At 42.0% G+C, this 19256-nt stretch carries 8 protein-coding genes; all 8 read right to left on the reverse strand.

Going from position 1 to position 19256, the window contains the following annotated elements; all coding sequences use genetic code 11:
* Nucleotides 1-10: 10 nt before the first annotated feature.
* Nucleotides 11-5317 (reverse strand): Ig-like domain-containing protein, encoded by a 5307-nt coding sequence (locus tag NXR94_RS16350; RefSeq protein WP_258105753.1) that lies wholly within the window; start codon nucleotides 5315-5317, stop codon nucleotides 11-13.
* 83 nt (nucleotides 5318-5400) lie between these two features.
* On the reverse strand, nucleotides 5401-6441 hold the full coding sequence (locus NXR94_RS16355) for a hypothetical protein (protein ID WP_258105754.1): 1041 nt from the start codon (nucleotides 6439-6441) through the stop codon (nucleotides 5401-5403).
* A gap of 36 nt (nucleotides 6442-6477) precedes the next feature.
* On the reverse strand, nucleotides 6478-8322 hold the full coding sequence (locus NXR94_RS16360; RefSeq protein ID WP_258105755.1) for a RagB/SusD family nutrient uptake outer membrane protein: 1845 nt from the start codon (nucleotides 8320-8322) through the stop codon (nucleotides 6478-6480).
* 6 nt (nucleotides 8323-8328) lie between these two features.
* Nucleotides 8329-11439 carry a TonB-dependent receptor gene (locus NXR94_RS16365; protein ID WP_258105756.1) on the reverse strand — a complete coding sequence of 1037 codons (3111 nt, stop codon included), beginning with the start codon at nucleotides 11437-11439 and terminating at the stop codon, nucleotides 8329-8331.
* A 447-nt stretch (nucleotides 11440-11886) separates the two neighbouring features.
* A complete protein-coding gene (locus NXR94_RS16370) occupies nucleotides 11887-14745 on the reverse strand; it encodes a glycoside hydrolase family 95 protein (protein ID WP_258105757.1) in 2859 nt (952 codons plus the stop codon).
* Complete coding sequence (locus NXR94_RS16375; RefSeq protein WP_258105758.1) at nucleotides 14742-16313, reverse strand: glycoside hydrolase family 28 protein; 1572 nt, start codon at nucleotides 16311-16313, stop codon at nucleotides 14742-14744. Before NXR94_RS16375 ends, NXR94_RS16370 begins: the two co-directional genes overlap by 4 nt.
* 32 nt (nucleotides 16314-16345) lie before the next feature.
* The gene (locus NXR94_RS16380) at nucleotides 16346-19039 is read right to left on the reverse strand and encodes an alpha-L-rhamnosidase (protein ID WP_258105759.1); all 2694 of its coding nucleotides are present in this window, start codon (nucleotides 19037-19039) and stop codon (nucleotides 16346-16348) included.
* Nucleotides 19040-19060: 21 nt separating this feature from the next.
* Complete coding sequence (locus tag NXR94_RS16385; protein ID WP_258105760.1) at nucleotides 19061-19237, reverse strand: hypothetical protein; 177 nt, start codon at nucleotides 19235-19237, stop codon at nucleotides 19061-19063.
* Between the last annotated feature and the right edge of the window lie 19 nt (nucleotides 19238-19256).

A 19256-nucleotide genomic window follows, 5' to 3' on the forward strand; every position in this document is an offset into this window, starting at 1 on the left:
AAACTACAAACTACTCCTTAACAAACTTGATCGTTTGGATCTCGTCGTTAGTAGTTACCTTCAATACGTAAAGTCCTGGCTCAAAAGAACTTATATCAAACGCAGTACTACCTTTAACAGCTTCTGACAATAATAACTGTCCTGACAAGTTGATCAGTTTCACTTGTGCTGAACCATCAATGGTTACGTTAATAATATCAACTGCAGGGTTCGGGTAAAGCGTTGCCAAATCAGCAACTGGTGTTAACCCAAGGGCTTCAACCACAGTCAGACTAACAGAACCTGAAGCACCAGCACCATCGGCTGCTGTCGCTATGATATCAACCGCTCCAACTGCTACTCCTGTAACTAAACCATTTGCATCAACGGTTGCTTTTGACTCATCCGAAGATGACCACACCACTGATCCATCAGCTGCATCTCCAGGAGATGTGATTGCAGATAATTGCAGAGTTCCTCCAACAGAAACTTCTGTATCAGGTGCTGAAACTGTAACACTCGCCACTGCGACCGTCACTGTCACTGCATAGGTTCCAGTTACTCCTGAGCCATCGGTAGCGGCTGCAGTTACCATAACTGAACCTGCGCTAATCGCAGTTAATAAACCATTTGCATCAATAGATGCCAACGCATCATTATCAACAGACCATGTCAATGTACTATCAGCTGCATCGTTGGGACCCACATCTGCCATTAGTTGTAGAGTAGCTCCAGCAGCTACAGATGTACCTCCAGAGATGACAATTTCCGTCACCGCCTGATCTATTTGAAGGTTTAATGTTGCATTCAATCCATCCGCATCAGCTGTCGCGAATACTACTACACTACCTGAAGTAATCGGGTTCACCTGAATCGCATCATTACTGCTTTGAGTAAATGAGGCCACAGCAGGATTACTTACGCCCCATGTCAAACTACGATCAGAAGCATCAATTGGTAGAATGTTAGCTACAATATTGCTCACTCCGGCCGTATTGATTAACGCAGCATCAGCAATCAACTGAATAAACTGAACAGGAATATACCTGTCTGAAATCTCCACTTCAATCTGGTCAGAAACTCCTTCAGCTTCATTATGAGCAATAACGAGAACTGTTCCTTTAGAAACCGCAGAGAAGGTCCCGGTTTTGGAATTGATGATCGCCTGACCACCAGTACCGTTGAAGTTATTTTGAACCATCCAGGTCACTGCAACATTCGCATCAGCCACAAACTCAATCACATCATCTTCAACTACATCAGTTGGTGCAGTAATGATAGAAATGAATGCCGGGATACCATCCTGCAATGTCCATCTTGGGTCACCAAGTTGACCACCTTCTGTATCCGCTGTCAAAACAGCAGTATTCAATGGTGTATAGTTGATAGGTCCAAGGAACTCCGGATCATCCATGCTGATGTTGGCAGTTACCACATTCGATAACCTTTGGGCTGAATCAAGGTTATATGCCAGATTACCACTACCATCTACTCTTGATGACTCAAAGTCATGGAAAACGTTGTTGGACAGATTCACTGTACCTACTTCTTCATTGATTCTGAACGGACGACTGTTTACGTGATCAAGCAGGCCACTCGCAATGTTGTTGGTAAAGTTGAATGCTATTGATCCATCCTTACCATCATTCTGCTGGATGAATACATCACTGGCAGCATTATAGAAGGTGTTATGATCGATATAAACCGCTTGTCTCGTACTATCCCATGGGTTGCTGTTGTTGTTATCATTGTCATTGTAGAAGTTCTTGATGAAGCCCTTCACATTGGCAAATGTTGAATTAACAATTGCAGTGGTATCAACGTGGTTCAACCTTGGATCCAATACGAAGTCACCCAGCATATCGTGGAAATAAACCCGATCAAGAATCACACTGTTGTATTGTTTTCTCTGATTTTTGTATAGCTGAACACCTCCGTTGAAGTCATAAGCCTCAACATTCTCCAACAATACATCATAGCCATTGTACCAGCCTCCCTGGTCAAATCTCAATACATAGGTACCTTTTTTACCATCTGTATCAGCTGGTGGCTCTCCGTCCAATATCATATTTCTCAATGTAATGCCGATAGAGTCCTCTTTGGCTCTGAAACCAGCATCGTACATGTAGATGATCGGAGGATTGTTTGCATCTGCTCCTTCTACTACGATCTCCTGGAAGATATCTATCGTTCCGTACACATGGTACTCAGGCTCATTCAGGATGATCGGAACACCAGCAGTCCATAGACTTGGCGTCTCAATGAACGCTTCAAGATCTAAGTCCTGAGGCTCCAATCCTTTGTCCCATTCCTGATCTCCTAAAAGTCCAGCTGCATCATCCGCAGTGTAAACATCAAAGTTTTTAGGAGTGAAGTCTCCGCCATCTGCATCTGTGTATCTTGGATCATCAAAGCTGATGAACATCGTATCTACGTTAGATAGTCTTGCTGCTGAATCCAGGTTATAAGCCAGGTTGCCACTACCATCTACTCTCGATGATTCAAAGTTGTGGAAGACATTGTATTGGATACTTACCGTTCCTACTTCTTCATTGATTCTGAATGGACGGCTATTCACATCATCCAACAATCCACTCACAATGTTGTTAGTGAATGTAAAATCCATTGATCCATCTTTACCATCATTCTGCTGAATGAAGACATCACTGGCAGCATTGTAGAACGTGTTGTGATCGATGAATACCGTCTGTGTCAGACTATCCCATGGATTGCTGTTGTTGTTATCATTGTCATTGTAGAAGTTCTTGATAAAGCCCTTCACATTGGCAAATGTTGAATTCGTAATGGAGGTGTTCTCAACCCAGCAAAGTCTTGGGTCCAAAACGAAGTCTCCTAACATGTCATGGAAGTATACATTATCCATAACCACACTGTTGTAGTGTTTTCTCTGGTTTTTGTACAACTGAATACCCCCGTTGAAGTCATAAGCCTCAACGTTCTCAATTAATATATCATAGTCATTGAACCAGCCTCCCTGGTCAAATCTCAACACATAAGTACCTTTTTTACCATCTGTATCAGCTGGTGGCTCTCCGTCCAGGATCATGTTTCTCAACGTGATACCGATAGAGTCTTCTTTGGCTCTGAAACCAGCATCGTACATGTAGATAATTGGAGGATTGTTAGCATCTGCTCCTTCTACTACGATCTCCTGGAAGATATCTATCGTTCCGTACACATGGTACTCAGGCTCATTCAGGATGATCGGAACACCAGCAGTCCATAGACTTGGCGTCTCAATAAATGTTTCAAGATCCAAATCCTGAGGTGCCAGTCCTTTGTCCCATCTTGGGTCTCCCAATAGTCCACCTGCATCATCAGCATCGTAAACATCAAAGTTTTTAGGTGTGAATTCTCCACCATCCGCATCCGTGTATCTTGGATCATCAAAGCTGATGAACATCGTATCTACGTTAGATAGTCTTGCTGCTGAATCCAGGTTATAAGCCAGGTTGCCACTACCATCTACTCTCGATGATTCAAAGTTGTGGAAGACATTGTATTGGATACTTACCGTTCCTACTTCTTCATTGATTCTGAATGGACGGCTATTCACATCATCCAACAATCCACTCACAATGTTGTTAGTGAATGTAAAATCCATTGATCCATCTTTACCATCATTCTGCTGAATGAAGACATCACTGGCAGCATTGTAGAACGTGTTGTGATCGATGAATACCGTCTGTGTCAGACTATCCCATGGATTGCTGTTGTTGTTATCATTGTCATTGTAGAAGTTCTTGATAAAGCCCTTCACATTGGCAAATGTTGAATTCGTAATGGAGGTGTTCTCAACCCAGCAAAGTCTTGGGTCCAAAACGAAGTCTCCTAACATGTCATGGAAGTATACATTATCCATAACCACACTGTTGTAGTGTTTTCTCTGGTTTTTGTACAACTGAATACCCCCGTTGAAGTCATAAGCCTCAACGTTCTCAATTAATATATCATAGTCATTGAACCAGCCTCCCTGGTCAAATCTCAATACATAGGTACCTTTTTTACCATCTGTATCAGCTGGTGGCTCTCCGTCCAGGATCATGTTTCTCAACGTGATACCAATGGAGTCCTCTTTGGCTCTGAAACCAGCATCGTACATGTAGATGATCGGAGGATTATTAGCATCTGCTCCTTCTACCACGATCTCCTGGTAGATGTCAATTGTTCCGAACACATGGTACTCAGGCTCAGTCAAAAGAATAGTTTCTCCCGGAGACCATAAGCTGGTATCTTCAATGAAAGCTTCAAGATCTTTCACGCTACTTGCACTTTGGCTCCATTCCGGATCTCCGATAGTTAAGGTTGTGTAAAAAGCTCCGTTATCAGGATTGGTATAACCAGGATCATTTTTATCAATAGCGGTCAAAGTCACATTCGCCTGAAGAGCAGCAGTATCAAGATTCCACTTGCTGTTATCTCTTAGAGATGTGAAGTTATGCACGACACTGTTGTCAAAAGTGAATGTTCCTGCATCAGCGTTAATCAAGAATGGTCGCGAAAAATCAGGGTCAATAACCGTACTTACAATATTGGAATTGAAGTCTAATGTAACCGAGTTGTCATTCGGGTCATTGATTTGGATCAAAGCTCCTCCATTTCCTCCTACCTTGTAGAAGGTATTGTTTTCGACTAAGAAGTTCTGTTCCTGAAATAGATGAGCACCAGTTCCATCCTTATTGAAGTATGGGTTCTTTAAAAATCCAAAAACATTAGCGAAAGTTGAATTAGTTACTGAAAGCTCTTTTACCACATTAAGGAATGGATCTACCGCAAACTGGTTCGCCATATCATGGAAATAGACATTGTCCAGCGTCAACGACTCATAATATCCATTTTTGTTCTTGTAAAGCTGAATACCCCCTTGAAAATCCCATGCTTCGACATTTTCAAGTGTGACATTCTTAAAGTATTTCCAATCAAACTGATCAAATCTAAGTACATACGGAGCATACTTTCCATCATTAGGATCATATCCATCCATACGAAGATTCTTCAAGGTTATATCAATACTATCTTCTTTTGCTCTGAATCCATTGTCATAACAATACAACAAAGGAGCTTCCGGAAGACTTGGATCTCCGACGATAGTTACATCCTGAAAGAAGTCGACTGTACCATTTAAGGTATATTCCTCATCAATCAATAAAATGACATCACCAGGTTGCCATTTAGTTATATCCTCTATGAAGGATTCTAAATAAGGCACACCTTGGACCGTACTAGGCACCCGGTGAACCTGCTGCGCATTCGTTTTCGCAAGTAGTCCCAAAAGGACACCGGCAAAAAGAATCGAACGTAAAATTCCAGATTTCATAATTCTCGGTTTAGTTGTTTAGTTGAGTATTAACTTATTAAAGGGTAACAGATGAATGGGTTTTCACTCATTCATCTGTGGTATTATTTTATAAAGACTTTCTCCGCAAAACCACTCTCAGTTTTGATGATAAACAAGCCTTTACTGCTTGGTATTTTCACATTATTTCCTGTGCCAACGAGTGCACCTGAAAGCCTGTAAACGTAGAGCTTCTCATTACACAGAGACTCAAATTCTCCATTCACAATTCTGTATGGTGCTTGTGTAAGATCTACTGAAGTTGCAAGTGCTGTTGTGTCTCCTGGTCCACCTGAAGATGGGACTACTGTCTGAGCCTCAATCGTCATTTCCCAAATCTTCAAACGCTCTCCATCAATTTTTGATCGGTCCAAATCAGGGAAGGAAACAATTCTTAACATGATTGAATCAGCACTTTCGGAAATGGCTTTGATCGCATCAAAATCCGAATTACCAGAAGTATAAGTATGGATATCTCCACCCTGATTAGTCATTTTCTGAATGATAAATGCGTCAGCTAATGCATCCCCTCCAGGGATTTCAGAATAATCTAAATAACTCCACACCTGACCGTCACGAGATATTTCTATTAAAAAGAAAATGTCACGACCTCCGTTGATAGAAACATCAGTACTTGCTTTTACCGTCAATGATTTGATGTTAGAGAATGCAGGACTTTGGATATAACCAAATGTCATGTCTGCAGAATCGAGTTTTTTTAGCTTAGTTATTTGAATTATACTTTCAGATGTAGGCCAATCACTTACAGGTTGAGTCCCCTTAATAGTAGATCCCGCTGCAACCGATATTTCATCATCTTGGCAATCATTGAAAATGATCACATTTTCATAGGTCCAACCGTTTTGAATGCCAGTTTCATTGTGACTTGCATCACCATAAGCATCCTCACAGCCATCATAGTGTTCTGGTATACCATCATTCCCCACTTTATCAACATCAGCACCCGACACATAGTACCCATCTTCATGCGGCACAAAGTTGTCCGGGTTCAGAATTATGGTGGTGTCGGTTTGCGCAAACGTTATACTAGATATTGCTAAAAATATCAGGCTCAATAAAAATTGTAAAGTTCGAGTTTTCATCATATTGTAGTTTTAAGGGTATTGCTATTCATTGTTTTCTTATTCGACTAAAGGATCAAAATCTCCATCCAACCAATCCCTTGTCTGAATCAAATTCTCATTTCTTACAGTCGCATTTGTTGGCAAATAGTAGAAATTATACTTTGGCTGTAAATAATTGATCTGACTGGTTTCGTTATCCTTATACTCCAGGGAATACTTGAAATAAAGGCCTGGGTTAACCGGATTGCTCCAGTCCACGGTATCCTGAATATTTGCTTCAAAATATCCCACGGCTGCAACCATTTTGTTTATCCCATTAGGAATGGTGTCCAGATCCGGATTGATCGTACTGATATAGGCCGTATCAACTTCAGTGAGTATTCCTGTTCTTCTGGATCCGTTGATACCATTTCCCACCGCACTCAATCCATTAATAAACATGTTTCTTCGTCGCAGGTCAAAATGCCTTTTATTCTCAAAGCACAACTCGATTCTGCGTTCGTTCATTATCAACGCTCGAAGCGTCGCTTTGTCAGTACCATTCAGCGTCAATCCATAATCATTGGCACCCATTTCAATACCGGCTCTTTGTCTTATTCTGCGCAGCTGATCAAGGGCTATTGATGTTTCTCCAACCTCATTGGCACATTCAGCTAAATTCAATAACACTTCGGCAAATCGAATTTCAATCCAGTCTGTCCCAACAGCGTTCGACTCTGTTTTTGGAATGCTGGTATTTACATTCTTACGTAAGTAAAAACCCGTATTGGGTAGCCTTCCTCCCTCTTGGGAATTATATTGGTAGGTCCATTGGTAGTCGTCAGCTCGTCCGGAAAACTTCCACTCGGATCCATTGTAAGCTACAATATTATAAAACCTTGGATCCCTATCAACCCAATACTCAGCTGAGTCATAACCAGCACCTTGAGTAGCCGGCGAACCATCTTTCATTGTAAAAGCTTTTACAAAATCCCAGGTAGGGGTGCCATTTCCTTGATAGGTATTAGCAACAGAGAAAGGCCTTACAGAGTTGTCATATCCATGAGAACGCAAGCCAACGGTAAACTTTGTAAATAAAATGGCCTCTTCATTATCTTCATTGATGAAAATATTAGCATAATCCGGATATAAATCATGCCCGGCCGCTTCAGCTATATCTTTTGCCTCAAGGTTTGCCTGATAGGCTTCTTGCCATCTTGCGCTGATTCCATCCACGCTATTTTCCCCATTAGGGTCAAACTGCGGACTGGCATAAAACATCAAAACCCTGCCTTTTAGTGCCGCTGCCGCTGAGGCGGTGATTCTTCCAAATTCCATTGATTTACTACTCAAAAGCTCAATGGATTTATCTAAATCAGCTACGATAAAATCTACACACTCCTTGGCAGATGACCTGGGGAAAGAATTTCCAGCAGCACCGTCATTCACATCCAATATTCTATCTATAATAGGGACTCCTCCGTAATACAATACCAAATCCCAATACACATAGGCTCGCAGAAAATAGGCTTGTCCCAAAAGCTCTTCCTTATAGACTTCTTCAAGATTTCCATCAAGCACACCATTAATGAAAAGTATAATGTTCCGAATATTGGCAAAGGTCGTGACGTTATAAGCTCCAGGTGTATCATCTGTCCCTTCTACCGGATCAAGTAACATACCCGTCATGTATTGTCCTCCACCAGTCCCATCAGTAGTCAAATCTGCATTCCGAAGCATATCGAACCTGGGTGGCAAAACAGATAAGTATAGTCTGTTTAAATACATTACAGCCAGCCCATCATCATTAAATAACAATACCTCATCAACTGCGGACTGATCCTCCGTATCAAGCACCTGATTACATGAGTTGATTGAAAGCGTAATAAAAACAGCAATAAGTATTTTACTGAAATGTCTCATATTCTACTAAAGTGAAAAGCTTGTTCCTATGTTAAACGTTCTAACCAAAGGGTAATCATAACCTTCGCTAACAACTGGATCTTTGTAGTCGAAAGGACTGACGATTGTCCATACATTCGTCACAGAAACATAGAATTTCCATGAATTCAGTTTAAGTCTGTTTGAAATCGGTTTAGGCATTTGATAAGAGAAATTCAGGAAGTTGAGTCTTAGAGTATGCCCATCTCTCATCCAGAATGTGGAGTGCTCTCCTTCATACCCATACCCATAGGGACGCGGAAGTTTTGCATCTGTATTTTCCTCTGTCCAATAATCACTCCACCAGGAATAAACATTCTCATCAACCTCAGGTAGGGCCTGCTCATTTTTTGTAATAAATACCTTATGACCAAATACTCCTCCAAAAGAACCTGATACCTTAAAACCCTTCCATGACGCCCCAAGCGTAAACCCATAACTATATGGTGCATCCGTATATTTGGCAATAATTCCTCTATCATTTCCATCAATAATTCCATCTGGCTCACGGCTATAATCCGGGCCACCCACATCTTCATAATAAATCATTCCCGGAGTCAGTGGTTTACCATCGACCAACAAGAAACCATTTGCATCTCTCGGCTGGTTAGGATACATCTGTTCTACCTCGGCAAGGTGCTCTGCATCACGGATGATGCCCAATGCAAAGTATCCAGGTTGGTTACTATCCGGATTTTTTCTCTCATCAACCCAGGTGCCTAATACGGCAGGGTTTTGATACAATTTGACAGGTCTACTCTTTCTAGTGCTGAAGTTGGCGTCAAAAGAGTATCCAAAATCCTGACCAACCTTTTCTGACCAACCAAGCATGAATTCTACACCAGTTGAATATGAAACTTTGTAATTTTCAAATGGAGGCTTGTCATTCCCAAGAACAAACGGATAGGTTCTATCCCGATCAAAAGCATCGTATGTTTTGTTGTAATAATATTCAAAAGTATAGCTCAGTCTATTATCTAAAACTCGTGCATCAAGCCCGACGTTCAGGTTTCTAACTTTAGCCCATGTTCGTGATGGCACCGTAAATCCATTCAGTCTGGGTTGAGCTGTATTAGAAAGGGATCCATTGCCTGTTCCGAAAATCGGACCATTAGCTTGCGCTTCCGGTATAAATGCCGTTCTGTGTTCATAAGGTCTGGTATTATCATTTCCGACAATACCAACGGAGGTTCTGATCTTTAAGAAATCTATGAAACCGACATTATCACGTAGAAACGACTCCTCGCTAATGACCCAACCCAATGAAACAGAAGGAAAGAATCCAAAACGCTCAGATTTAGCAAATTTGCTGGAGGCCTCTCCTCTGAAGGCTGACTCAAAAAGATATTTTCCATCATAGTCGTAGTTTAACCTACCAATTAAACCCCAACGGCCAGTCTGATCGTAATCACCTCTATTTGTTATATTATTTGCTGAATAAGCCCATACATAGGGATAACCGTCGACTAAGGCTCCGGTTTGGTTGAAAGATAAACTACGTGATTGTCCGTCGGCCTGCTCATATACCAATAATGCGTTCAAATTATGTTTACCAAAGTTGTTGGCATATGATATGGAGGTATTCAATTGATAATTCACACCTTTGCCCCAACTTTCGGACAAAATCGCAGGAACATTTATAGTCCTGGGATCATTTGCGGAAAGCGTCTCCTCAAAAAGCAACTTGTTATTGTTAGTTCCTGCAATTCTTTCCAAAGAATAAACCTCATAAGCCGTTGTATGATTGGAACCTGTAGAAGTATTTAAGTTGTATGAGAATCGTGTGTTGAGTTTAAGACCTTTTACAAAGGGAACATCATAAGTCAGACTTGTATTAATATTAGTATTATTACTAACACTAAATCGCTCACTACCAGACTCCAACAACCCATAAGGGTTGTTAGCATAACCTATATCTACGGGTTTTCCATCCATTATAGCAGGAACCCATTTTGGTGCGGTTAAAGGTGTTTTAAACCATCCTGTCAACCTACCGTCATCTCCCTGTACATAAGGAACTTTTCTGGTCCCTTCGTTAAAACTCATCCCAATATTAAACAATAGGTCTTTGGTTAGATCAGCCTCAATATTTGATCTCAAACCATATCTTCTGTACCACAGGTTATCAAAATTCCCTGTCTCGTAGTAATAGTTTCCGCCAACGAAATATCGTACTCTTTCAGAACCACCAGAAACATTCAGTGTATGTCTATTCGTAATAGCGGCTTTAAACAAATCATCCAACCAATCGTAATCCCTGGTTTTGATCAATTCCAATTCTTCTTCTGTAAACAAATCGCTTGCTCTCGGAGGACGACCACCAGGAAGGTTTCCCTCGCCAATTGCGATATCATTCAACATGGAGGCATGTTCATAACCGGAAAGCATTTTAGGAATCTGAGTAGGTTGCCCAACTCCAACTGAACCTGAATAATTCACTACAGTCTTGCCTGCCTTGCCCCTTTTGGTTTTAACCACCACTACTCCACCTGCAGCTCGGGCACCATAAACCGCAGCGGCTGCATCTTTTAGGATTGAAATACTTTCTATTTCGGAAGGGTCTAGTCTATTAAACATTTCATCTCCAGAAGGTCCTGTGCCGTCCTGTTCATTAGTGTAAATGACCCCATCAATTACATATAATACCTGTCTTTGAATATTTCCAGATGCATCTTCCCCTCTAATGATCAATGGTGATGGTACACCGGGAGCACCAGTACCATTTCGACTTACTTGGACACCGGCTAGCTTACCAACTAATGTCTGAGCCAAATTACCTGTAGGAATATCTTCTAATTCATCAGGTTTTACAGAGACAATTGCGCCAGTCAAATTAGCTTTCTTCTGCTCGCCATAACCTACGATAACAACCTCATCCAGGGACTCAACGTCCAGGGGCATCGTTACATTTACTTCAGTTTTACCGGAAACCGGAACCTCTTGCGTTACAAAACCTACGTAGGAGAATATCAGTACATCTTCATCATTTACCTGTAAAGAAAAATTACCATCAAGATCGGTAACCGTACCTTTTGATGGAGTGTCCTTAATAATAATGGTCACACCTGGAAGTGGAGCATTATCATCAGAGCTAATCACTTGCCCTTTTAGTACATATGAATCTTGCTCAATTAAAACGTTTGCATAATTATTGCCAACGATTGCACAAAAGCCTAGTACTAATAATAAAATCCGTAAGTTTTGGTTCATCCTTGTTTATAAAATCTAGTAGTTCGGTTCACTCGGGAATTTTCTGCTTTCATTTTTACATCAAATGGCAACATCCTTTAAAAAAATTACAAACGTTTGCTCACTTTGATCAAGAAATGTTAAAAGTACATTTATTCCTATATCTAAATTCCTGAATATAGCTGCACTAGCCGTCCTGCACTATCCTGTCTGATTATCTGATTGTTTAACAAAAGTTACTATTTTTTACTCACTCATCAATTTTTTCTACGCAATTTCGACGAATATTGAGATTATGACAACAAGTGTTTATTTAACACCTATAAGCAGATGATACTACATCAGCCTTTTTCCTTCTCATTTATTTATGACCCAGTTCAACTGTGGATCTAACAAATAAGACTCTCCTGCCCTCATGGGTATTTCCCTTGAAATTCCTTCATATTCAATCATGCATTTTCCATTTGATACGGAATAAATGGAAAGTTTCTCCAACTCATGATTTAACCATTCAATATTTAACTCATAGCCTCCACGGGCCTTGACTCCTTTTATCTTTCCATTTCCCAAGGCATCAGGCAATGCAGGCAGCAACACGATCTTATCATTTTGACTTTGAACAATCATCTCTAATATCCCTGCGGAAGCACCAAAGTTGCCATCGATTTGGAATGGAGGATGTGCATCAAACAAGTTAGCATAGGAACCTCCCCTGCCACTTCTCTCTACCCAGGCAGGGCTTAACAAGGTATTCACCATCTTCCATGCATGATTGCCTTCTCTGAATCTGGACCAAAGGTTGAGTTTCCATGCCAGACTCCATCCTGTTCCCTCATCGCCCCTAAATTCTAAAGACTTGATGGCTGCATCCATCAATTCGGGTGTTTTCACATTAATCTCCTCTCCCGGGTATACGGCCCATAGATGAGACACATGCCTATGATGATTTTCAGGATCATCCTTATCTGCCAACCACTCCTGCAGCTGACCATATTGCCCAATCTGATCAGGGGCTACTTTCGGAAGCGTTTCTTCTATCTGACGTGTAAGGTCATCTGTTATACCCAGAATCTGAGCAGCATCCAGGCAATTTCGAAATAGCTCTCGCACAATTTGATGATCCATTGCGGGGGCCATGACCAATCCACCGTTTTCAGGTGAGTTCGAAGGCCCACTTACCAGGTACCCGGTTGTTGGATCTTCCACCAGAAAATCGATGAAAAACTCTGCTGCACCTGCCATTAGCGGATAGGCCTTCTCTCTTAGAAATGTTGTGTCCAGGGTAAACTCATAATGCTCCCAAAGATGATGACACAGCCAGGCTCCGCCAGTTACCCAAATCCCATGATTTGGGTTATTGATGGGGGCGGTACCTCTCCATAAATCTGTATTGTGATGTAGTACCCACCCATTGGCTCCATAATGTATTTTGGCTGTCTTAGCACCTCTTTCTGCAACCTCTTCAATCAGCTCAAAAAGTGGCTCATGCATCACCGAAAGGTTTAATGGTTCTGCGGGCCAGTAGTTCATTTCCAGATTAATATTACAGGTATACTTTGAGTCCCAAGGAGGTGTCAACTCTTCATTCCAGATGCCCTGAAGGTTAGCAGGTCTGGTGCCCTGTCTGGAAGATGAAATCAATAAATATCGTCCATATTGAACATACAGTCCAACCAGGGATGGATCTTGAGTTTCGTTAAACGTTACTATTCGTTGATCGGTCGTTAGCGAGTCAAGCCTATTCTCCCCTAAATCAATGTCAAAAGTGTTATAGTGCTTTTGGTAATCCTCAATATGAGTAGCTTTAACTTTATCATATGCACCAACCTCTATTTGGTTCAAAGCATCCATTGCCTTTACCTCAGGCTTCCCTGAAACATCATTATAATTCCTGTAATTAGTAGCAGCTGTAAGATACAAGGTAGCCTCATTGGTATTAGCTACTGTTAGTATATCACCTATAACGGAAATGTATCCCTCCGGACTTTCACATCTCAAGTAACTGACTCCATGTAAGGCACCATCCTCCACCTTCGCCAGTAGCATGATTACCCGATCATCCACTTTCCTTATCTCAAAATCTCTATGAAGACTCGTGAGAGAGGCCTTGAAGTTCAGTTTACCGGGCACTGAAGAAGCAAGGTGTAAAACCAATGCCTGATCGGGCGCACTTACAAAATATTCCCTGGTATACCGCACTCCCTCTGATTCATAGCTGGTCCTGGCCATTGCATTTTCTATATCCAGTTCACGGGTGTAATTCTCAATATGCTCCTGTCCTTCGAATTCCAGCCACAAATCCCCAAAAGGTTGGTATGACTCCTGGTATTTTGGATATTGTGGAACCTGACTGTTCTGAATAAAGTACTTCCACTCTACATCAAGAGGAATTCCATTCTCCATCTCTTCTCCTACCGGATAGATGACCATGGGCTCCCCTGTTTTGAAACCCACCAATCCACCCTTATCATAAAAGTTGAGCACCTGGATGGCAACAACATTCTTTCCTAGGCCGGTGTCGGCGGCTGACACTTTGTATCTCCGATGAGCATTCTTATTGTCTTCTGAATTGATGAAATTGCCATTGAAATAAGTGATGTCCGTGTCCCTTATCCTTCCCAGGTTTAATACCAGATCCTTGTCCTTCCAATCCTCAGGAAGATCAAAAGTGAAGCGCAACCAGACTGTCCCATCAAGCCCCTCAAAGCCGATACTTTCCCAACCCTGAATATTAGGAAAGGTCATCACTCCCCAATCACTATCATCAAAATCTGGTGACGCATAAATCAGGCTTTCATCGCCTTTAACTTTGGTTAGCCAAGTCGCCAATTGCTGAGGGTACTCATCCTCGTTGCTCATCTTTCCCATGAAGTGCTCCCCAGCAAGCGCTTCGGCTTCGTCTTGTTTCCCTGCAAAAAGTAGCGCTCTGATTTCCTCCAAATAATCAGCGGCCCCTTCTCTGTTATAGTCTCTGGGTGCTCCTGTCCAAAGTGTTTCCTCATTGAATTGAATCCGATCTGTTTCAACTCCTCCAAACACCATCGCACCAATCCGACCATTTCCAATAGGCAAGGCCTCCGTCCATGCCTCAGCCGGCTCGTCATACCACAGCCTATAGTAGACTTCTTCTGTTTTGCGCTCCTTGCAGGCACCTAACAGAAAAAATACAAATAAGAGTATCAGTATTGGGGTATTTCGCATAAGCTTAAGTTTCATTCTAGAATGATCGATTCTTTTACTTCAGGCGCGACTTGTACCGGAACTTCAGCTGAGTTCAAAAAGTTATCAGTCATAAAAATACTTTTAGAGTTTTCACCTGAAACCTTCAGAAACACATCTGTTTCCTCAGTGGCCCGGCTATCACGAATGAAAACATTCTCAACATCATTCAACTCAATGGAAGGTCGTCCTTCCTGGTGATCATAAGTCTTAAATCCATCAATCTCAATATCACTGGAACTTTCAATCTCAATGGCTGCTCCCAAACTGGCGTTAATGGTTACATCGTGCAGCTCAATTCGTTTACCATCTTTGATGCTCACGCCTTCATTCGTCGTCATACGAATGTTATTAAAGGTGATGTTTTCGATTGGCATCTCTTCCAATCCAATCAAGACAACAGCCTTGTTGGCATCCGCTGTGATATTACTGAAATGTATGTTTCTAAAAATTGGAGTGCGCTCAGAAACAGGCTCAGGATCTGTTTTGGAATAAAACATATTTAATTTGATCGCTTCCATTTTGATATCCTTCATGATCACATTATCCACCCTTATATCTTCCACAACACCTCCTCTTCCTCGCGTAGATTTTATGCGAATGCCTCTATCAGTACCATCGAATACACAATTGGATATGGTAATCTTTTTAACCCCTCCTGACATTTCGCTTCCAATCACCACTCCTCCGTGACCGGAAAGCATCGTACAGTTAGTTATGGTATAATCTTCCGCCGGAGCCGCCATTCTTCTTCCATCACTATCCTTTCCTGACTTAATGGTAATACAATCATCTCCCACGCTGATATGACAATCTGAAATGCGCACGTACTTACATGATGAGGGGTTGATTCCATCTGTATTTGGAGATGGTGGGTTGTTGATGGTAACACCCGTAATCGTTACATTTTCACAAAACTCAGGAGTAACTGTCCAAAACGGAGAGTTCTTGATAGTGATCCCTTCCACTCTCACATTCTTACAAAACATAGGCTGAATGAATGGAGGACGCAAAAAGCCTCTCTTGATCATATGTGGAGCGTCAGGTAGGTTGATCGCATCCTGATTGGCTTGTTCATGCATGTCCTGATACTTTACGCGTTTAGCATCTTTCCCTTGCAGGCGCTCGGTCTGATGCCACCACTTCAACCCCTGACCATCGATGGTTCCACGACCAATAATCGCAATGTTTTCCTTCTCATAAGCATAGATCAATGGAGAAAAGCTTTTAACCATAATTCCCTCATAGCGTGATTGCACAAAAGGCAAATAGTCATCAAAGTCATCACTAAACCTGATGTAAGCCCCTGCATCAATAAACAGAGTAATGTTACTTTCTAAGTGAATTGGCCCGGTTAAATAGTCTCCCGCAGGAAAATAAATGGTTCCACCACCATTTTCAGCAGCTTTTGTGATTGCCTTTCTAATAGACTCTGTTGCTTTGGTCTTACCGTCTCTTTTGGCACCGTAATCCATGATATTGTAATATTCCTGTGCTTCAGACACGTGCAATATCAAGAACAAAAGAGCGCTGAGCATCAGCTTATGGTTTTTATGGGCGTTCATTATTGTAGGTATCAAAATCATTAATTCAATTGCTAAAAAAAGAGGGTATAGATTCCTGACCCAAGGTTAATTTCCACAGTCTTATTCTCTCTATGAATGGCGATAACGTCTGGGCTTTCTTCAACCAATTTCCCACCCAATGTCGTTTCATCTTTATCTGGTAGTATCACCGTCCCTGTACAGTTGGGAGGTATTTCAACAGTGTAGGAGGTCTTATCTCCTTTTACTTCCCAACCGGCCGACACTTTCCCATACATCGTATGAATAGAAGCTTTCGCAAAGGTTAACCCACCCCCAAGAAGCGGCTGAAATAACACATTTTTGTATCCAGGTTTTTCCGGATCAATTCTGATACCTGCCACCCTGGAATACAGCCACTCACCAATCGCCCCATATGCATAATGGTTAAAACTATTCATACCCACAGTTTGAAAAGTCCCATCAGGTTTGATGCCATCCCATCTCTCCCAAATGGTAGTGGCTCCCTTTGTAATGGGATATAACCAGGAAGGATATCGCTTATTATTCAACAGCATGAATGCCAGATCCTGATTCCCGAAATCGGAAAGCGCGTAATTCAAAACGGGCGTCCCTAGAAACCCCGTAGTCAGGTGACCGAAATGATTCACATCATCTGCAAGTCTTTGGGAGATGGTGTCTAGTTTCTCATCATCGACAATACCAAACACCAAACCAATGGCATAAGCCGCCTGAGTACTGGAAACCAACCTCCCCGTCCGTGTCATGAACTCACGGTTCCAGGCCGCTTTGATTTTTGGAAGGAGGTCATTCAATTCATCAGCATAAGCTTTCTCATCTATTAAACGGGCCGATTTCTCCATTAAACCAGCAGAATAATAAAAGTAGGCTGTAGCAATTAATGCCTTTTCGGTATGAGCTCCGGCATAACCGTAATCAGGGGCATTGTAATGGTAGCTGTAATACTCAGCGAAAGAGAGCCAGTCACCAAAATGAAACCCATAATCAAAGACCAGCTCCTCACCCGAATGGCGGATCATGTAATCCACCCATCCTTTCATGGAATCGTATTGCTCCTGCAGGACACGAGTGTCTCCATAATATTGATAAAGTGTCCAGGGTATGATCACTGCTGCATCTGCCCAACCGGTAGCACCGTAGCCATCCGACCAACCAGTTCCTCCTCCATCAACAATATTGTTTGGAACCACCCATGGCACACTCCCATCTTCTTTCTGTTCAGTGGCCAGGTCCTTCAACCATTTTGTGAAGAATGGTGCGGTATTGAAGTTAAAACTGGCAGTAGGAGCAAAAACCTGGGCGTCTCCGGTCCAGCCAAGTCGTTCATCTCGTTGAGGACAATCGGTAGGAACATCCAAAAAATTTCCCTTTTGTCCCCACTGAATATTGCTCTGAAGCTGATTGATCATAGGTTCTGAGCACTCAAAACTCCCGATAAGTTGCATGTCTGAATGCACTACTATCCCCGTGATCATTTCTCTGCTAACCTCTTCGGAATGCCCCTCGATCATAACAAACCTAAAGCCATGGAAAGTAAACTTAGGCTCATACACTTCCAACCCGGCACCCTTAAGAATATAGCGATCGGTGCATTCTATGTTTCTAAGGTTATCAGTGTAAAAATTTCCTTCCTGATCCAGTACTTCGGCGAACCTGAGTACAATCGTTTGGCCTTTTTGACCGGATATTTGCAGCCTGACCCAGCCAACCATATTCTGTCCCAGATCAAAAACCTGTTCTCCTTTTGGAGTTAAGAAAACATCTATTGGTTTAATTTCCTGAATCCTTCTTACCGGGTCTCCTTCGGAACTGACTAGTACTTCTTTGGAGTGAGCATAGGTTTTAGCACGCTGCCAATTATTATCCGAATATTTCGAGGTAGACCAACCAGTCAATTCCAGGTTAGCATTATAAGTTTCTCCATCGTAAATATCAGATTTGAGAATAGGTCCTTTTGACGTCTTCCAGGATTCATCTGATATTACCATCAAACCAGTCCCATCTATGTATTCGATTTCGAGTTGTAAAAGAAGAGCTATGGTATCTCCATAGGTATTGCGATTGTTTTCCCACCAACCGTAATGCCCCCGATACCAGCCGTCTCCCAGCACAGCACCAACGACATTCTCGCCTTGTGCCAGCTGTTTGGTAACGTCGTAAACCTGATACTGAATCCGCTGATGATAGTTCGTCCATCCCGGAGTAAACACCTCGTTTCCAACCTTTTCACCATTCAACTCCAATTCATAAAGCCCTAATGCTGCGGCATATATTCGAGCAGATTTTATCTCCTTTTCAACACCGAAAGACTTTCTAAAAAAAGGACTCGCAGATGACTCAGAAATATTATTCCCCCAGGGGTAAGTGATCCAATTGGCCTTCCACTCAAAGACATCCAACACTCCCATTTCCCAAAAAGCTGTCTCATGGGATTTGGCTGATTTCCCGTTTTCATCCCAGACTTCTACACCCCAATAAACTCTCTGACCGGAGGTAAGTTGAGAACCTGCATATTCCACATGAATGGATTGATCTGATTCTAATCTTCCCGAGTCCCAAATGAGAGTTTCGGTATCCAGGCTAGAGGAAGTTGAAGCCGTTATTCGATAGGCCCGCTGCTTCCACCCCCTTTCATCAGTCACTACCTCCCAACTCAACCTTGGCGATGGGGTGCTCAGCCCTAATGGGTTACACTTATACTCGGATTTTAAGTTTATGATTTGCATTAAACCCTTCTTATGTCTTCATTATTCTAAAGATGGTCCCTTCATCCAAAATGGTGCAGAACCGAACCAGAGGATTACACCTACGCCCATAAGATTAAAATGTGTTGCCATATCAATGACGTCATAAAACACGAGGAATGATGGTAGCAGTGTAAGCACCAAACCAATCAAGGATAATATCTTCAATAATGTCTTCATTGTTCTGAATTTAGGTTGT

Source organism: Marinoscillum sp. MHG1-6 (assembly GCF_024714475.1).
In the GTDB taxonomy this organism is placed as follows: Bacteria; Bacteroidota; Bacteroidia; order Cytophagales; family Cyclobacteriaceae; genus JAMZMI01.

Coding starts and splice junctions, on each gene's coding strand:
- NXR94_RS16350 (WP_258105753.1), bottom strand. CDS start 5,317: ATGAAATCTGGAATTTTACGTTCGATTCTTTTTGCCGGTGTCCTTTTG.
- NXR94_RS16355 (WP_258105754.1), bottom strand. CDS start 6,441: ATGATGAAAACTCGAACTTTACAATTTTTATTGAGCCTGATATTTTTA.
- NXR94_RS16360 (WP_258105755.1), bottom strand. CDS start 8,322: ATGAGACATTTCAGTAAAATACTTATTGCTGTTTTTATTACGCTTTCA.
- NXR94_RS16370 (WP_258105757.1), bottom strand. CDS start 14,745: ATGAAACTTAAGCTTATGCGAAATACCCCAATACTGATACTCTTATTT.
- NXR94_RS16375 (WP_258105758.1), bottom strand. CDS start 16,313: ATGAACGCCCATAAAAACCATAAGCTGATGCTCAGCGCTCTTTTGTTC.
- NXR94_RS16380 (WP_258105759.1), bottom strand. CDS start 19,039: ATGCAAATCATAAACTTAAAATCCGAGTATAAGTGTAACCCATTAGGG.
- NXR94_RS16385 (WP_258105760.1), bottom strand. CDS start 19,237: ATGAAGACATTATTGAAGATATTATCCTTGATTGGTTTGGTGCTTACA.